At 41.3% G+C, this 15,945-nt stretch carries 17 protein-coding genes; 8 read left to right on the top strand and 9 right to left on the bottom strand.

The annotated features are described in order from the left end of the window. Positions 1 to 59: 59 nt before the first annotated feature. Positions 60 to 1,616 (top strand): transcriptional regulator TyrR, encoded by a 1,557-nt coding sequence (gene tyrR / locus HUZ36_RS11980; protein ID WP_125252202.1) that lies wholly within the window; start codon positions 60 to 62, stop codon positions 1,614 to 1,616. Between the two features lie 51 nt (positions 1,617 to 1,667). Here the strand turns inward: tyrR and HUZ36_RS11975 are convergent, their stop codons facing one another. Next, entirely contained in the window at positions 1,668 to 2,159 is a 492-nt protein-coding gene (locus tag HUZ36_RS11975) for a hypothetical protein (RefSeq protein ID WP_176032960.1), read from the bottom strand. Between the two features lie 247 nt (positions 2,160 to 2,406). On the opposite strand from HUZ36_RS11975, the gene HUZ36_RS11970 reads away from it, so the two are divergent. Then, on the top strand, positions 2,407 to 2,940 hold the full coding sequence (locus HUZ36_RS11970) for an acyl-CoA thioesterase (RefSeq protein WP_125252200.1): 534 nt from the start codon (positions 2,407 to 2,409) through the stop codon (positions 2,938 to 2,940). Positions 2,941 to 3,024: 84 nt separating this feature from the next. On the opposite strand, the gene HUZ36_RS11965 is transcribed toward HUZ36_RS11970, so the two are convergent. After that, on the bottom strand, positions 3,025 to 3,675 hold the full coding sequence (locus HUZ36_RS11965; RefSeq protein ID WP_125252199.1) for an OmpW/AlkL family protein: 651 nt from the start codon (positions 3,673 to 3,675) through the stop codon (positions 3,025 to 3,027). A 260-nt stretch (positions 3,676 to 3,935) separates the two neighbouring features. Between HUZ36_RS11965 and dapE the strand changes: the two genes are divergently transcribed. The 4 genes from dapE to HUZ36_RS11945 all read left to right on the top strand — a co-directional run bounded on the left by dapE (position 3,936) and on the right by HUZ36_RS11945 (position 7,018). Continuing rightward, on the top strand, positions 3,936 to 5,105 hold the full coding sequence (gene dapE / locus HUZ36_RS11960) for a succinyl-diaminopimelate desuccinylase (RefSeq protein ID WP_176032959.1): 1,170 nt from the start codon (positions 3,936 to 3,938) through the stop codon (positions 5,103 to 5,105). Positions 5,106 to 5,171: 66 nt separating this feature from the next. Next, the gene (locus tag HUZ36_RS11955) at positions 5,172 to 5,345 is read left to right on the top strand and encodes a hypothetical protein (RefSeq protein WP_176032958.1); all 174 of its coding nucleotides are present in this window, start codon (positions 5,172 to 5,174) and stop codon (positions 5,343 to 5,345) included. A 315-nt stretch (positions 5,346 to 5,660) separates the two neighbouring features. After that, on the top strand, positions 5,661 to 6,107 hold the full coding sequence (locus HUZ36_RS11950; RefSeq protein ID WP_128732051.1) for an Hsp20 family protein: 447 nt from the start codon (positions 5,661 to 5,663) through the stop codon (positions 6,105 to 6,107). A 242-nt stretch (positions 6,108 to 6,349) separates the two neighbouring features. Then, positions 6,350 to 7,018 carry a hypothetical protein gene (locus tag HUZ36_RS11945; RefSeq protein WP_128732050.1) on the top strand — a complete coding sequence of 223 codons (669 nt, stop codon included), beginning with the start codon at positions 6,350 to 6,352 and terminating at the stop codon, positions 7,016 to 7,018. Positions 7,019 to 7,070: 52 nt separating this feature from the next. On the opposite strand, the gene HUZ36_RS11940 is transcribed toward HUZ36_RS11945, so the two are convergent. Genes HUZ36_RS11940 through HUZ36_RS11930 form a run of 3 tightly spaced genes read right to left on the bottom strand, consistent with a single transcriptional unit; the run spans position 7,071 to position 9,771 of the window. Then, a complete protein-coding gene (locus tag HUZ36_RS11940) occupies positions 7,071 to 7,586 on the bottom strand; it encodes a hypothetical protein (protein WP_147389128.1) in 516 nt (171 codons plus the stop codon). Beyond that, the gene (locus tag HUZ36_RS11935) at positions 7,583 to 8,761 is read right to left on the bottom strand and encodes a peptidyl-prolyl cis-trans isomerase (protein WP_176032957.1); all 1,179 of its coding nucleotides are present in this window, start codon (positions 8,759 to 8,761) and stop codon (positions 7,583 to 7,585) included. Before HUZ36_RS11935 ends, HUZ36_RS11940 begins: the two co-directional genes overlap by 4 nt. Next, entirely contained in the window at positions 8,761 to 9,771 is a 1,011-nt protein-coding gene (locus HUZ36_RS11930; RefSeq protein WP_125252193.1) for a phospholipase, read from the bottom strand. Before HUZ36_RS11930 ends, HUZ36_RS11935 begins: the two co-directional genes overlap by 1 nt. A 206-nt stretch (positions 9,772 to 9,977) precedes the next feature. Here HUZ36_RS11930 and HUZ36_RS11925 point away from each other — a divergent pair, with 206 nt between their 5' ends. Together HUZ36_RS11925 and HUZ36_RS11920 are read left to right on the top strand one after the other, a co-directional pair. Then, positions 9,978 to 10,793, top strand: a complete 816-nt coding sequence (locus tag HUZ36_RS11925) for a MipA/OmpV family protein (RefSeq protein WP_125252192.1) — start codon at positions 9,978 to 9,980, stop codon at positions 10,791 to 10,793. Beyond that, on the top strand, positions 10,783 to 11,181 hold the full coding sequence (locus HUZ36_RS11920) for a DUF3019 domain-containing protein (RefSeq protein WP_125252191.1): 399 nt from the start codon (positions 10,783 to 10,785) through the stop codon (positions 11,179 to 11,181). The genes HUZ36_RS11925 and HUZ36_RS11920 overlap by 11 nt, the downstream gene beginning before the upstream one ends. Before the next feature lie 125 nt (positions 11,182 to 11,306). Here HUZ36_RS11920 and HUZ36_RS11915 read toward each other — a convergent pair whose 3' ends face one another. The 4 genes from HUZ36_RS11915 to HUZ36_RS11900 all read right to left on the bottom strand — a co-directional run bounded on the left by HUZ36_RS11915 (position 11,307) and on the right by HUZ36_RS11900 (position 15,518). After that, positions 11,307 to 12,869 (bottom strand): cryptochrome/photolyase family protein, encoded by a 1,563-nt coding sequence (locus HUZ36_RS11915; RefSeq protein WP_176032956.1) that lies wholly within the window; start codon positions 12,867 to 12,869, stop codon positions 11,307 to 11,309. A gap of 2 nt (positions 12,870 to 12,871) precedes the next feature. Next, a complete protein-coding gene (locus HUZ36_RS11910) occupies positions 12,872 to 14,173 on the bottom strand; it encodes a DASH family cryptochrome (protein WP_176032955.1) in 1,302 nt (433 codons plus the stop codon). A 239-nt stretch (positions 14,174 to 14,412) separates the two neighbouring features. Beyond that, on the bottom strand, positions 14,413 to 14,922 hold the full coding sequence (locus HUZ36_RS11905) for a hypothetical protein (RefSeq protein ID WP_176032954.1): 510 nt from the start codon (positions 14,920 to 14,922) through the stop codon (positions 14,413 to 14,415). Between the two features lie 125 nt (positions 14,923 to 15,047). Next, positions 15,048 to 15,518 (bottom strand): hypothetical protein, encoded by a 471-nt coding sequence (locus HUZ36_RS11900; protein ID WP_125252187.1) that lies wholly within the window; start codon positions 15,516 to 15,518, stop codon positions 15,048 to 15,050. Positions 15,519 to 15,945 lie beyond the last annotated feature (427 nt).

Below are 15,945 nucleotides of genomic sequence, written 5' to 3'. Positions count from 1 at the left end.
CGACTAGCTATTCTTAGAGTATGATCCCGTCAACCGTGTAAACCCGTTTTGAGGAACAAATGCGTCTAGAGATACATTGCGCTGACCGAATTGGTATTGCCCAAGAGATTCTCAACATCTTGGTAAGCTACCGTGTTGACTTAAAAGGTATAGAAGTCGATTCAGTAAATTGTCGGATGTACGTGAGTTTTCCACCGATAGAATTCGAACAGTTTCAAAAGATCATGCCAGAGATACGTTTGATTGATGGTGTAGAAGATGTTCGCACCACGGCATTTTTGCCTTCTGAGCGTGAACATAATGAATTAAATACACTGCTTAGTGCTTTGCCTGATGGTGTTATATCAATAGACGCAAAAGGTTGGGTTCGTCATTGTAATGATGCTGCTTGTCGCGACTTAAACATGGTTGAGACTGATGTTATCGGCGCAAATATTAACAACCTTTTGAAAGGTTTTAATTTTACCCGCTGGTTAGAAGGCAAAGAAGTATTAGGACAAACGACCCGTGTAGAAGTAGGCGGCGAAGACTTTATTGCGGATATTTTGCCGATTTCTGTGCCTCAAGGGGGAGACGGTGACGTTTTAGCCGGAGCGGTGATCAATATTAAGTCACAGTCTAGACTTGGGCAGCAAGTGAGTGCATTTCGTCGTTATGGCCAAGAGAGTTTTGCCACTATCCACAATCACAGTACAGCAATGCGCAGAGTGGTGCGTGAAGCGAGAAAAATGGCTCAACTAGAGGCTCCAATTCTCATTACTGGAGAAACAGGAACAGGTAAAGAGCTCTTGGCACGAGCATGCCACTATGCTTCAAATCGTTCATTAAAGCCTTTTATTGCACTATCTTGTGCTTCATTACCTGATGATGTAGCGGAGTCAGAGCTATTTGGTTACGCCGGTTATGAAGAAAATGCGGCACCAAAGCGTGGGGTACTAGAGCAAGCAGATGGTGGTACCGTATTTCTTGATGAAGTCGGTGAGATGTCTACACAATTGCAGACTAAGCTTTTGCGTTTTTTGCAAGACGGTACTTTCCGTAAGGTTGGCGACGAAAATGAAGTAAAAGTGAATGTGCGAATTATCGCTGCAACCCAAAAAGATTTACCAGCAATGGTGCAAGAAGGGGCATTCAGAGAAGATCTCTACTACCGAATTAATGTGCTAACGCTAGAGATTGCACCGCTTAGAGATCGCAAGGCTGATATTGCTCCGCTGGCTGAGCACTTTGTGCAAAAATACGCGCAGCAAAATGGTCATCCAGCGCCTACTTTTGCTAGAGAGTGTATCGAGTTTCTAGAGCAATACCCATGGCCTGGTAATGTTAGGCAATTAGAAAACGCAATTTATCGCGCGGTTTCGCTATTAGATGATAAAGAGCTGCGTACAGAACACTTGAATTTACCTACCTTTACTCATGACTTGGGCTATTTAGAATCAGACTTTGAAGGGACGCTTGATCAGGCCGTTAAGCGCTTTGAAGCGACATTATTACGCAAGCTATATCCAGCTTATCCGAGCTCAAGGCAGTTGGCGAAGCGACTAGGCCTGAGCCATACTGCTGTTGCGAATAAGCTGCGTGAATACGGGATCAATAGAAAAACGGTAAAAGTGTAATATTAGTAGCTGCACGCACACAGCGAGTATAAAGGCTACAGGGAGTAGCCTTTATGATTTTGTGCCCATGTCTTTGTTAACGCCATCAACTTTAATACCTTCTATCCCATCTTCATCAAAAGTGAGCGTGATACTTACGTTATCTCTGGCAAAAAAGTAATCAATACCATTTACTGTGAGTATATAGTTGCCTTTTACGGTACCACTAAATTCCTTTTTCGTTAATGCAATATGATGGTCAGCAATTTGCCACGTAAATTCAGAAATAAACCCCTGATTAAACTCTTGGATCCACACTTTTGCGTCGTCTTTACTCAGCGTGATTGCAACTGAGTAAGACTCCGGAAGCTCCGACATATCATATTGGTTTGCACCAATACGAAACTTTTCGGCTTGTTTATTCCAAGCAAAACCAAACGTAAATGCTTTATCTGCACCGGTAGGGTAAGTTAATGTACCTTCGCCTTTGAAGTCGAAGTCGGCGTAGCAAAAGCTGGAAAAAGTAAAGATTACAGCGCTGACAATGAGGGAAAATATGTTCATGGGCTTCACACCTATTTTGTTTTTTACCTGAGGGCTGAAAAATAAATGGGCTAACTCATCGTATTGAAAGCATGCCTTACTTTTACAAAGCTCAGGTTAGTTAATCTAGTTTACTTGGATGGTTATCGCAAGATGGAGACAGTTCACATCGAGGACATTAATGCAGCGTAGGGTAACAAAATAATCTCTTTAGAATATGAATTGCTATGCTAGAATCGAAAAATTATTTACTGGTAAGACCATTGTTATGAATTTATATTTTCGTTTACTGTTACTGTTTTGGAAAATAAGAAAAAACCAACAACACGCTAACTCTATTCTTGATCCGATAGACATTACATACCGCGCGCTACCTAGTGATTGTGATATTAATATGCACCTCACGAATTCAAGATACTTAGCCTTTATGGATTTAGCTCGGACCTGGATGACTGAGCGAGTAGGTTTATTCGCTGCGGTGATGAAGCGTCGTTGGTTTCCAATCGTGAATGCTACCGCGATCACTTACATTCGTGATATTAAGCCGCTACAAAAGTTCACCATCACAACGAAAGTGGTTGGTTGGGATCATAAGTACTTTTATATCGAGCAAAGGTTCCACTCGTCCCGTGGTTTACATGCTATTGCTTATGTCCGTGGTGTATTCAAACGCAAAGGTGGAATAGTTACCATTGAAGAAATGCTAGAAATTGCAGGATTTAAAGGCGAAGCACCAATTTTATCGCCGGAGATTATGCACTGGAAAGCTATGCTAGAGGCGAAAAAGAGCAGTAATTTGTAACGGTGAACAAAAAGATAAAGGCCACAATAGTGGCCTTGGGGATTGAGAAAGTAACAGTAATTTATTGTCTATACCGCAAAGGTATTAGAATTTGTATTTGACACCAAACATTGCAACAACAGGGTCAATCTCTACATCTGAAGTCAGTGCTTTAGCACCATTTGCATATACAGTTGCGTCAGTATCAATGTCCATTTTAGATATCATACCGTGTAGACCCCACTTTTCATTCAAGTCGTAGTTAAAGCCAACTTGTAACGCAATACCGAACGAACTGTCTAGGTCTACTTCTACATCATTTGTACCCAAAGTTGCTTTTAATGCTGCACTTGGCTCTTCGTCAAAAAATACGGTGTAGTTTAAACCTGCGCCGATAAATGGACGGAACTTAGCCGTTGCATCAAAAAAGTGATACTGAGCGATTAATGTTGGTGGTAAATGCTTTATATCAGCTATCTCTGCACCTGCTAGGCCGCCTGCACCATCTACTGTATGAGAGAACGGTGTAGCTGCGATTAATTCAAAAACGATGTTATCGTTATAATGGTAATCAAGTGTGATACCTAGCTGTGTATTTGAATCAGCAACTAAGCCAAGCGCATTGTTTTCGTTGATTGCAGAAGCTGTGTTGTCAGGGTTTACATTAATTGCACCAACGTTAACACTGAAATTTGCCTGTGCAAATGGAGCAGCAACTAGCAATGTAGATAAAAGTGCAGCAGTTAAAGTTTTCATATTCTTCTCCTAACCCTATGTGAGGACATTTTTCAAACTGTGAAACAGTGTGTGTTTTCAATGAGGTCATCATAAAAGGCTTCAAAAAATGAAAAACTGTTCTAGATCAATTTTTAAATTGGATACGTTCAGAAATTTTTGAAAGTTTGATTTAGATTAAGTTTTGATGATGTCATGGCTCTGCATTAAAACTGCAATACTATGGTCAAAGTTAACGCTTTTAATACGAGTACGATTTTACAGTGTAATCGCTTCTATATATGTCACTAGCACCTCAGTATCTAAATACTCGCACATCTTATGCCATAGAGATCTTAACCCGTTTGATCCAAGCGCCTTCGGTAACACCTTGTGATGCAGGCACCATCGCATTTATGTCAGAACAGCTTGCAGGGCTGGGTTTTACCACTGAGCAGTTTGAAGTACAGGGAGTAAAAAATTTAATCGCGAGCTATCACTTTTCTGACGGCCCTATTTTGGCCTTTTCTGGTCATGTGGATGTTGTGCCTGCGGACAATCGAGGTTGGATTGTACCGCCGTTTAGTGCGCAAATTGTCGATGGTGTAATGTATGGTCGTGGCGCTGCGGATATGAAAGCGGGTATTGCCTCAATGCTTTCTGCCACACGTGAATTACTTAATTTTCGCCATAAACTCCATGGCACCTTTTACTGGTTACTTACCTCTGATGAAGAAGGGGAGGCTGAGTTTGGCTCAAAACTTATCGCCGATCGTCTAGTAGAAAAAGGTATCGAATTAGATGCGTGTTTAGTTGGTGAACCAACAGCTCATATGGCCGTTGGTGATACGATTAAAAATGGTCGTCGTGGTGCAATATCTGGACGAGTTCAGATTAAGGGCAAGGCGGGACATGTGGCATATCCAGAGCAAACTTTAAACGCTGCACACATAGCTGGGCAGCTCGTAAGTCAGCTATCATTACTACCTTGGTGGAAAGATGAGGCAGGTTCACAAACGACACTGCAGGTCACAGGGATCACGGTACCAAACATCGTTGATAATTTAGTGCCCTCAGAGTGTGAAATTACATTTAATATTCGCTACAGTCACGCCTATAAAAGCCAAGAGGTTATGCGATATATACAAGAGTCACTAGCAAAGTCTGGTGCATCGTTGGCGTTGACATGGGAGCGTCCCTGTGAGTCCTTTTACACTGGAGCTAAGCAAACACAATGTTTTTTGACGTTGGTTGAACAAGCGATAAAAGACATGACAGGACAATACCCTGCATTGAGTACGGCGGGTGGCACCTCAGATGGTCGCTTTTTTGCAACAGCTAAAACACAAGTGATTGAATGTGGGGTGAAGAATGATTCCATTCATCAAGTTAATGAGCATGTATCACTGAATGATCTCTCAATCATTAGCTCTTTGTATACTTCTATATTGCATAAATTTTTCATGTTGTAACTTTCTGTTTTCTTTTTGACTTTTATATCGTACACTAGCATCTCAACTAAAGAAGGAGTTTAAAATATGAAACCAGAGTTAAAAAAGTCAAACTTGAAAAATCTATCTGATGAAGGAATATTACAAGCTAAGGAAACGAAAAGAATCGGTGGCGGTGATAAGAACTGCAAAAAAAATTCCGAGATTGAGATCCCTCCAATCGTAGACCCAAATACAAAGTATAAAAATTGTGAAGGGTAATTATTACCAGTGCAAATAAAAACTTTAAGTCGTAGCTTCTCTGCTGCGACTTCTTAAATGCTAGTATAGAACTTCGTAGATTTGTAGCTCATATTATCTTATCCGTAAAAATGGTATTTCTATAAAAATTCAATTTTCGATATAGTAATCCACGCATAGACACAAAATTTTCTTGAAAATAAATTTGCTGACCATAAATACAGTTATGAAGACGCCGTAAGGGTCTGAAAAAGTAAATAACTATTTGTTTTATTTGTACTTATTGGTTCATTTTGAAGAGTAAGTACTATGTATAGCTTTAAGAGGATACAAATTATGCGTACAGTAGATTTATCACCACTTTACCGTTCATTTATCGGTTTTGACCATTTAGCTTCTATGATGGATGCCGCTGCAAGAACAGATAAGCAACCAAGTTATCCGCCATACAATATTGAAGCTCTAGGCAAAGATAAGTATCAAATTACCATGGCTGTTGCTGGCTTTACCGAGCAAGAGCTAACTCTGGAATCAGAAAATAACACCTTGACCGTAAAAGGTAAAAAGCAAGACGCTGACGAGTCGAAAGAACGTAAGTTTATTCATCAAGGAATAGCGCAGCGCGGATTTGAACGTAAGTTTCAGCTGGGAGATCATGTTAACGTGTTAGGTGCAGACCTAAGTCATGGTTTGCTGGTTATAGACCTTGAGCGAGTGGTGCCTGAAGCGTTGAAACCAAGAAAAATAGAAATTGCTTCGGGCAAGTTGCTAGGAAATAAGTAACTTTTGTAAACCTTCAAGTTTTCCAACCCGCCGCCGTAAGGCGGTTTTTTCTTTATGCGCCATGTCTACCAATAGCCAACCTAGTGTTCTTGCTAAATACCGAGTATGGTGAGTTCAGTACGTCCTACTCCCTGCTTAATTTGAAGAAGTAAACCTGACGCAACCGGTGTTCGACAAGATTTTCTTGCCTCAAAGTAGGTCTGCAAATTAGTATCAAAGTAAATACGATAGCGAGTAGCGATATGGAATTAAAAGATAAGCTTATTTTATTGCTAAAATCTGGTGGCTTGTCGCTTGGTATAACAACGATTTTTTATACGCTATTATTTGGCATGTCTGCACAGTTCCATCACCAGATCCCATTTTCACCTTTCTCGGGAGAGTCGGGTATCGATATGATGTTGGTTTATAGTTTTTTGATTTTTTTGTCGAGTAGTATCTTTAGCTATTTTTTCTTGAAAATACATAATGCTCGCAACCATATGCACGTTGATGGATTGGTGATCACCATAAAATATATGCACCTAATGTTGTGGCTTGGTGTTATTGGCATCGCTACCTATACGTTGCTACACATGAAGCAGCATACTTCTGTGTTGCAGCAAGCACAAGACATAAGCACCACGCCGACACAATTGGAAAAACTAGTCTCTTATTTACCAGAACATGGTGATGTGATTGATATCGCGGTTGCAAGCAACTCGAATACCTCTGCCGCGACGTTAACCTATTTAAGTTTGAGACGAGACTTCAGTACCCATTTAGCATTGGCATCTAACCCGAGTACACCTAAAAAGGTGCTTGAAGAAATCATCGGATATTATCAAGATGGACAACAGGATGTGGTCATAAATGCAGTGTTGCGCAATCCAAATGTAGCGAATGGCAGCACTAAATTACGCGTGCATTGACAACGCGGTGAAGGGTGATCTATCAAAGGTCAGTAGGTTCTAGCGTCTAGCTTCAGTTATCACTTAGCTCTTTTCGTAGTGTATTTTGCATATGCTGAAGTGCGGAGATTTTGTCTCTTGCTTCTTGTAGTTGTGCTTCAGGTAATCCTGCTTGAACACCTCGAGTGAGTAATGCGTCGAGTTGTTCTACTTTGCTATCCACAGCAGCAATATATGCCTGTTTTAACTGTACCTCTTTATCATCCAAGTATGCTTGGTACGCTTCGGGGTCAGTTAAATCACCTTGGTATTGAAGCTCATTTTTGGTGGCATTGTTGATGGGCGGTAAATACTGTGGCGGATGAATGGGGGCTATGGTAAACGTATCATCTTTTTTACTCGATGTCGGCTGTGAGGTGTCTTTCTTTGCGCGTAGCTCTGTGGGAAATTCAGCAGGCAGCAGATCTGCCTGTATTTCTCTTGATAGGCTGGGCTGGAGGGGCTGCCAACTGTTGTTGGCATACTTCAGCGTAAATAGCGCGATGATTAAACCAAGAAAAATAGCAACAGCTACCTGCCAATATTTCATAATATCGTCCCGTTATTTGTTCGCTTCCATTGTTGATAATCTTGTTCAAACTTACTTTTAGCAAAGCTTTGTGTAAGCGCGAGCAGGGCTTGATAGCGTACTGTCTCACTATTTATATCATAATATCCATAGACGGGAGAGGTGCTGAATAATACTAGCCACTGTCCGGTAGGGGTGCGTATGCCGGGAGTTATGTGGCCATGTTTATTGCTAAATGCTAATTGCGTTTCCCATTTAGGTTCACTTTGTCGTGTTAGCGGTTTGGGCGCCGACTTCCACACCAAAGAAGGGCTAAACTTGTCGATTGCTTTTTGCCACGAATTTGCCTTGGTATAAGCACTAAATTGCTCTGCATCTCGTTTGCTTTTGAACTTGGCAGCGATAGCATCGACCTGTTGTATATACCTAAAACGATCTTTATGCTTAGCGTAATAACTAGCGACTGCTTGCATCGGGATTTCAGCGCGTAATGCCTCAACATATTCACTCGTTGCCCCATGCATTTCTTCTTTGACGCCAAGGTAAGCTAACATGCTTGGTCTTAACAGCTCACCTGCCACAACTTGCCGTAATTGTGATAAGTTGAGATTGTGTTGTTTTAGATAAGCACGGGCCTGGCTGAATAGAGCTTGTTGATAGATACGTTGCTCCACAATGGCACGAAGCAACTTAATATCTCCTTGATGTAATTTAAACCGATTCTGCATAGATTGGCTGAACATGACTTGCTCAAGGGAGAACGCAGATGAGTTTGTCAGCTTAATCTGTTTCCATTTGAGTAATTGCTCGGTTGTATACTGGCCATCTGCTGGATAGGTTCCAAGCAGTGCTTTAATTTGTGAACTATCAATCGGCAATGGATTGGATTGCTTTTTTATTTTCTTTAACTCAGTGAACCAATCAAGTAACGCAGCTGCGAGAAATTTATCGATATGATACTCAGTGCTAAAGCCAACACTGGATTGACGGTCAAGTATGCTTGGGTAAAATCGCTTAGCCTGCCAGAGAAGGAATTGGTTTTCTAGCAATTGAGTTTCTGTTTGCTGCAAGGTGAATTCTCTACCTTGCTCCAAGTACAACTTATGGATCAAGGGCAGTAGTGTTGGCGGTAAAGTAGGTGATGCAAAGCTTGGTAAGCAAAAATTGCTTACCAAGAAAAGTAAGACAAACCGCATTATCTCACGTCCATGGCGTGATTTAACAGGTGAACAACCATAGCGATTGCATGAGGGATGACCTGTTTTGCTGTATTCACACGATCATAATGATCCTTAGAGTTGAGTACTATGCCACCTTGTGAGTATGAAAAAGCACCGCCTTGGGTTAGTAATGGACGGATATCAGTCGAATGCGTATCAACGGCACTAAAGCTTGTCATTGCTTGCTTTACCAAGCTAAAGTCATTTAGCGACTCTTGATCATAATAATCTTTTACCCAAGATTCCCAACCAGAGTGATTGAGATCTGAGGTTGTCCATGTGTGATGTGGTTGAAGTAAGTCGGTGGTATGAAAAACAAAACCTAATACTTGCGGATTACCGCTTTCTACATAGCTTTGATACCAATATTGACCTAAATTATCGATAGGTTGAAATGGCATTTCTTCAAAGTCATCATACATGCTATATGTTGAGTGACTGTCGATACGGTAGTTTTTTTCAGTAACTCCGTAACTGTTATATTCGCTGTCATCGGCATTAAACCAACCCGTTTCACCACCGTGTCCATCATCTAGATAATCACCTTTTAACCAAGTCGCAGCCATGTTATCTATGGCTCCCCATACGGTCAGTTTTTGGTAGTTGTAGCCACCAAAGTCATTGCCGTGAGTATCTGCTCCCTGTGTGTGGTTTTGAAAGTGCCAATAACTTGTATACTTTACGATACTTTCTGCAGCTCCCCATAGCGGTGCTTGCACACAATCTCCCGTGATAGCACCGCAAAAAAATGTGTCTTCAAAATCATCTACATCGAATGCCGCTTGGCCTAAAACATTGGCAAGTTGCGAGACCGACATCCCATTAGCTTGGGCATACGCTTGTAACTTTGCGTACCGAGTAGTTGTAGGGTTTTTTGCCATGTAGTTAACGGCATCAATCACGATACGTTTGTGTGTTTCTTGACTGAAAGCTGCGCTGTGGCCAGCTGTAAAGAGCAGTGCAGCAGATAGTAGATAGTGTTTCATAGTTCGCCTTTCATTTATTTTAATTAGTTCTTCATTTGCTCGAATAAGCAAAGTGGGCTATTTGACACAATCTATGTGAAATAAATATTAAAATAAAGTTAAATGTAGATTCTGTTAAAAAGTATATTAAGATGCTTGTTGGTCACAAATGGGTCAGGTATGATCTCGGGTAGAATTTAGGCACATGTGCACTAAACAAAGAAACTATGAAAAAACTACTAATAATAATTAGTTTACTCTTGCCACTTTATGGCGTTTGCGAGGAACCAAGCGATGATCTTGAGGATGAGTTCGCATGGCAGCTGAGTGTGGGCGCGTTTTACGTTGATATGACAATGCCTGAATTGATCGGAACAGATTCGACGTTCAAGCATGGTACCTTTCTCGTTGATGCCAAAATAGAGTATAAAAACTTTTATCTAAATACTCACTCTGGAGATTTTTTTGGTGGCTCTGATGTGGGCTATCAAATTATTAATACCGGTGAGTGGGGGATCGATGCCATTTACGGTAGTTATATGCTGCCGTTTTCCGAGCGAGGCTACCATGATAGCGATGACGTGGTGCCAGAGCTTAGAGGAATAAAAAAACGCGATCAAGATAACTCAATTGGTTTTTCCTATTATCGTCATGTTGGTGAGTTTTTAGCCGTTGCTGAAGTCGTTTACGATGTTTTTGGAGATACTGATGGTTGGGTATTTCACGTTGAGGCAACACGCAATTTTGAGTTAAGAAATTGGGATCTTTGGCTCAACTTTGGCGCTAACTATTACTCCAGCAATTTTCACAATTACTTCTATGGGGTCTCTGAGACTGAGATCAACCAATACCTTACGCCATACACTCCGGGCTCATCGACATCGGCGTTTATTCAGATGCAGCTCAATTACCCTATTGCAGAAGACTGGGTGTTTAGCTCCGGTGCTTCATGGTTGATTGGTTCGCAAGATACGCTAAATAGTCCATTAGTTCGTTCTCGTCATGCCAGAGTTTTCTTTACTGGGGTGAAATATGTTTTCTAAATTGATCACATGGATTGTGCTGTCTCTGAGTATGCTCTTGAGTTATCAATTGCAAGCGCAAGAGATAGAAACTGTGGGAATACTGCATGCTGTACCGAGCAAATGTGTTGCCCTAAACCAGGGGAGGACGTGCTATGCTGATGTTAAAGTGACAGTTAATGCGCCTAGTGAAGGTGACTACTGCATTAGAGAAAGCTTATCTAAAAAAATACTGCAATGTTGGGCTAAAGCTGACACCTTCAAGTATGAACTTGATTTTAGCTCCGATGAGAGCTTGAGTTATGAGCTGATCTCAAAGAAAAGTCGAGATGTGCTAGCCGTGACCACTATTGAGGTAAATTGGGTGCATAAAGTGAAAACGAAAAAGCGTCGTTGGCGTCTGTTCTAATCTTGTTATACGAGACCAAACGCTTTATTTATCGATGCTCTTTCGTTGTTTCTGTGGGTAGTCGTCAACCGACACGCTGAAGCTTTACGTGTGTCACTCCATAGCTGATTGTCAGCAATAAACCATTATAATGACTCTATGTTGTTCAAGCACCAGTCAGCTCTGCGAAGAGTCGCTTGTTGCGTTTGTTCATCTTGTTTATACCAATTGCGGTATATCATACCTACGCGATGGTTTTTGCCAAACTTATCTTCGTGTCTAACCATAAAATGCCAGTAAAGGCTATTGAGTGGGCAGGCATTATCGGTTGACTTCTGTTTGACGTCATAATGACAGTCACGGCAATAATCGCTCATTTTGTGTATGTAGTTACCACTTGCGGCGTAGGGCTTAGTTGCAACAATACCATGGTCGGCAAATTGGGTCATACCGCGGGTATTTGGCATTTCTACCCATTCGATGGCATCGATATAAATCCCCAGGTACCAATCGTCTACTTGATTTGGGTCTATTCCAGTTAATAGACAAAAGTTACCTGTTACCATTAATCTTTGAATATGATGGGCATACGCATATTCAAGACTTTGGTTAATAGCTTCACTCAAGCAGCGCATTTTGGTTTTACCATGCCAAAAATACTCAGGGAGCTTGCGCTGTGCAAGTAAGTAGTTCTTATGGCTGTAGTCTGGCATGTTAAGCCAATATACTGCACGAATGTATTCTCTCCAGCCCAGGATCTGCCTTACAAACCCCTCAACTTGTGCAATATCAATGTTAGAGTTTTCTTGGTAGGCAGCAATTGCTGCGTCAATAACTTGTTTGGGACTAAGCATTTTAGCATTAATGGCAAATGAGAGCCGAGAGTGATAAAGCGTCCATTTGTGCTCACTATGACATGTCATGGCATCTTGGAACTGACCAAATAAAGGCAGCAAATGGTCGCAAAAAAAACTTAATAGTTCCTGGGCTTGTGTGCGAGTTGTTGGCCAAATTAATAGAGGCTGTGCTTTGCCTATGGTGTTGATTTGATGTCGTTCTAAGCGGTCGATAATTTCACTGACATTGTTTGCAAAGCATAGTGGCTCCGGGATTGAATCAAGGTCTGCTTTCTTTAATTTGTTACGGTTTTGGCTATCAAAATTCCATTGGCCACCGACAGGTTCACCTTCATCCATCAATACGTTAAAGCGCCGTCTTAGTTTCCGATAGAAGAACTCCATGGTCGTGTGTTTGGCTGGCTTTAGATAGGTATCCAACTCTTCAAACGGTACTAAAAAGTGTTCAGTGTCTACGGTGCGTAACTGCAAATTATCGAGAGAAAGCCCGCCGAGTTGCTTTAAGAGTCGATATTCATCGGGTCTTTGATATTCAAAGCTTTCTACCTGAAACTTTTTGCATAGATGAGTAACGAGCGCCGGCAAATCATCATATTGTTTAGTGTCGTCGAGGGTTAAATGGAGAACGTGATAACCTGCTTTAGTGAGTGCTTTGGCAAAATTTTCCATTGCTTTAAAAAAAGCACACACTTTTTGAATGTGGTGGTTAGTATAGTCTGTTTCCTGTTGCAGTTCTGCAATCACATAAAGGTATTCGTTCTTATTCTCTTGTGAAAACCAGCTATGTTTGGCGTTTAGCTGATCGCCAAGGATAAGTCTTAGTCCTTGGTATTTACTGTTCAGTCCAGACATTATTACTCCTCCAACGGCCAATCTACATAATCTCGGGTATCTAATAGCTTATGAGATGTACCGCGCCAGCGCATTATATATTCACCGTTGGGGTCAAACATTGACTGCTGCTTTGCTAGATTAAAATGGCGACCGCCACGGGGATCAGCGCCAACTCCCGCAATATATTGCCAATTCCCCCAGTTTGCGGCAACGTCATAGTCGATAAGATTTTGTTCAAAAAAGGCCGCACCGTAGCGCCAATCCAGTTGCAGCTCGTTGACAAAATAACTTGCTGTGATTTGGCGAGCACGATTTGAGATCCAGCCAGTCTCTCTGAGTTCGGTCATGATGGCGTTGATAAATGCACTGGGTGTTTTACTTTGACACCATTTTTGAAAACGCTCTGGATAAAAACTGGTTGTCGGTTTTTTATTTTTCACACCTGTAAATGCAAATAGCCGGTGTTGGTGTTTGAGTGCATACCACTGGAAGTATTCACGCCACAACAATTCAAACCAGATCCAATAGGTTGACTCATTCGCACCATATTGATGTTCAAACTGGTTAAGGGCGTGCTTAACCTGGCGAGGGCTCACTGCACCTGTTGCTAGGATGGGACTAAATTGTGTCGAAAACCCGTCGCCGCACAACGCATTTCTCGTTTCTTTGTATTGCTTGGCTGCGTCAGTTTGGAAATACTGTTTAAGCTTATCTTGCGCTTGCTTCTCTCCTGCATAAAAGTCCCCGCTGTAGTCTCCCGTTGCTGTGAACTTGACTAAAGTTGAAGTATTAGGTGGTTTTGGGGGTAACTGCGGGGCAGGTAACGGCTCGTTAGGCACTAACGCTTCAACGCGTTTTCTAAAAGGTGTAAAACTCGGTGGCAACTCATTGAGAGAAAATGGCAACATATCAGGCGTGAACAGAGTATGAGCGTACTCTGAAATGAATTTTACCTTAGGGCAGTGTGTTTGCAATCGTAGCCAGTATTTGTGTTCATCTGCTCCTGAGTGTACCGAGCGGCCAATATGTGTGACAGCACAGTTGCGGATAATTGCTACCAACCCCTGCAATTTATTTGCCTCAGGCACAATATAGAGCGCTTGATGACGAGCGTCTAATTCCTGTTTTAATGCAGCCACCGTCGCTTCTTCATAAGCACTAGCTGGAACGGATTTTGAACACTGTGCTTTGCTACTGCTCCAGATGTTGTTGTTGGGTAAATAAACACAAATAAGACGCTCAACCTGCGATGCTAGGGTAACAAGTGAGGGGTTATCTTTTAAACGACAATCATTATCAAAAACATAGAGTCCTATTTTCACACTTACTCTCGATCGATAGTAGAACAATAAGACTCTATACGGAAAAGGGGATAAAGTTGGTCAGTTATGCCAATTAATTTTAATACTTATCTCAATTTGAAGGGGAAATCTGACGCTAACAGCGTTAGAAATTCTCGTTTTAACTTGAAGTTTGTGTAAAGAATGTTCTAGCTCATTGTTGCTAAAGCATAACTTTTTTTCTCACTTCATTATAGAAAGCTTAATCAAACAAATTGGTATTATTTCTGGCAAGACTCAATTAAATACCGTAAGTGAGCACCTACATCCTGCGTTTTAGTCTGACCTTGCTCTAACAAAGCACTTGCTTGCTGCTTAAGCTCAGATAAGTCGTATTGTTCAAGCAAGGTTTTTAAATATCTGACTGTGTCAGCACCTTGCTGTAATAGCTCCGGAAACTGTTCAATCGAGATTTCTTGATCACTTAAACGCGCAATTGAATTAAGTAAATCGCTCAGATTGGCACTGTCTTGTAGCGCACCTTCGACTGAAATAAGAGCTCCCATTGGGTCAGCGTCGAGATTATTAGCCACACAAGCCGCAATACTGCCTGCTGCGGCTGATGCTTGCACTGATTCTAAGCCTTTGTCTCTTATTTGTTCAACCACTTCCTGTAATTCTTGGTGTTGAGATAAATAGTTCTCCTCAACTTTGGCTTTTGAGTCTTCAAACACATCGCATGCTGCCAGTGACAAGACCAAAGTAGATGCAAATATAGCCGCTCTTAGCATATCATTTTCCTATAAAAATATTTTAAGGAAGTCTAATAAGCTAACGTCAAGAAGTCACGCTTAGTTTGCGCAGTTCCACACTTGATTTTGAGCGCTTTATCATGCGCAACTCTGAATTAAGCGAGCTAATTTGCTTGCTGTTGAGCCTTTTTGAACTCTTGTAACTCTACTACATTGCTTCGTTTAAAAAGCTCAGATCGAAGCATATTTTCTACTAACAGCAGTGCCTTGTTCCAAGCATTTTTTGCTGCGCTGGTAAAATGCCGACCAAGATGACATTTCAGCGTGTTAATAAAGGTGAACAATAACGCTGAAATATCTCGCTCCGATGTTCCCATAAACAGCAATGTACTTTTTTGTTGCCTTAAGTAATGTAGTAAGTTTGATTGTTGTGGCAGTCGCATTACGCAGCTTTGAACAAAATCAAATATTTGATGCTCCCAAATAATCAATTGACCGGCGTTGTTCGGGATCTGCATCCGCAGATCATAATGTTGGAGCTGATTATACCAAGACGTACAAAAGCCATGAAAGTTAGGCCGGATACTCGCAAGAGTCTGAGTTAACAGTTGATACTGATATGGAGTAATGCTCATAGACGCCTCTTCAAATTGATGAAGAGCGGATCCTTTGCTCAAATTACATAATACCAATTGAGTATATTTCCTAACGATTTTAAAGTTTTAATGCGTTATTCGTTGCCTTACGTATTCTTATTTAAAATAACGGGTAGCAACGCCTTGTTTGGTTGGCAACGCGATTTCCAACTTCAAATCAGGTTATTTATTTACTGCAATTGGTATTAAACCTTGAATTGAGTATAGTCGATTTTAGAAAATGCGAGACTTTTTGATATTTTTTTGTGAGATTTTTCTTACTTTTTCTATGTGAGATGAGAGAACGATAAATTTGAACCATAGATCATGTGAGCCAGTGGTGTACTAACTCACATAAACAACCAAGCGTGGCCTTCAGGGTTACCTAAAAGCGGTTGGCTTTATTGGTTGCTCAGATTACTAGGCA

This window comes from Pseudoalteromonas sp. McH1-7, assembly GCF_013366255.1.
Taxonomy (GTDB): domain Bacteria; phylum Pseudomonadota; class Gammaproteobacteria; order Enterobacterales; family Alteromonadaceae; genus Pseudoalteromonas; species Pseudoalteromonas peptidolytica.
The sequence above is the reverse complement of the archived record's forward strand: the minus strand, read 5'-3'. Positions and strand labels throughout refer to the sequence as shown.

Bases quoted from the DNA above. Each gene is read 5' to 3' on its own strand.
- tyrR (WP_125252202.1), top strand. From the start codon at position 60: ATGCGTCTAGAGATACATTGCGCTGACCGAATTGGTATTGCCCAAGAG.
- HUZ36_RS11975 (WP_176032960.1), bottom strand. From the start codon at position 2,159: ATGAACATATTTTCCCTCATTGTCAGCGCTGTAATCTTTACTTTTTCC.
- HUZ36_RS11970 (WP_125252200.1), top strand. From the start codon at position 2,407: ATGAATTTATATTTTCGTTTACTGTTACTGTTTTGGAAAATAAGAAAA.
- HUZ36_RS11965 (WP_125252199.1), bottom strand. From the start codon at position 3,675: ATGAAAACTTTAACTGCTGCACTTTTATCTACATTGCTAGTTGCTGCT.
- dapE (WP_176032959.1), top strand. From the start codon at position 3,936: ATGTCACTAGCACCTCAGTATCTAAATACTCGCACATCTTATGCCATA.
- HUZ36_RS11955 (WP_176032958.1), top strand. From the start codon at position 5,172: ATGAAACCAGAGTTAAAAAAGTCAAACTTGAAAAATCTATCTGATGAA.
- HUZ36_RS11950 (WP_128732051.1), top strand. From the start codon at position 5,661: ATGCGTACAGTAGATTTATCACCACTTTACCGTTCATTTATCGGTTTT.
- HUZ36_RS11945 (WP_128732050.1), top strand. From the start codon at position 6,350: ATGGAATTAAAAGATAAGCTTATTTTATTGCTAAAATCTGGTGGCTTG.
- HUZ36_RS11940 (WP_147389128.1), bottom strand. From the start codon at position 7,586: ATGAAATATTGGCAGGTAGCTGTTGCTATTTTTCTTGGTTTAATCATC.
- HUZ36_RS11935 (WP_176032957.1), bottom strand. From the start codon at position 8,761: ATGCGGTTTGTCTTACTTTTCTTGGTAAGCAATTTTTGCTTACCAAGC.
- HUZ36_RS11930 (WP_125252193.1), bottom strand. From the start codon at position 9,771: ATGAAACACTATCTACTATCTGCTGCACTGCTCTTTACAGCTGGCCAC.
- HUZ36_RS11925 (WP_125252192.1), top strand. From the start codon at position 9,978: ATGAAAAAACTACTAATAATAATTAGTTTACTCTTGCCACTTTATGGC.
- HUZ36_RS11920 (WP_125252191.1), top strand. From the start codon at position 10,783: ATGTTTTCTAAATTGATCACATGGATTGTGCTGTCTCTGAGTATGCTC.
- HUZ36_RS11915 (WP_176032956.1), bottom strand. From the start codon at position 12,869: ATGTCTGGACTGAACAGTAAATACCAAGGACTAAGACTTATCCTTGGC.
- HUZ36_RS11905 (WP_176032954.1), bottom strand. From the start codon at position 14,922: ATGCTAAGAGCGGCTATATTTGCATCTACTTTGGTCTTGTCACTGGCA.
- HUZ36_RS11900 (WP_125252187.1), bottom strand. From the start codon at position 15,518: ATGAGCATTACTCCATATCAGTATCAACTGTTAACTCAGACTCTTGCG.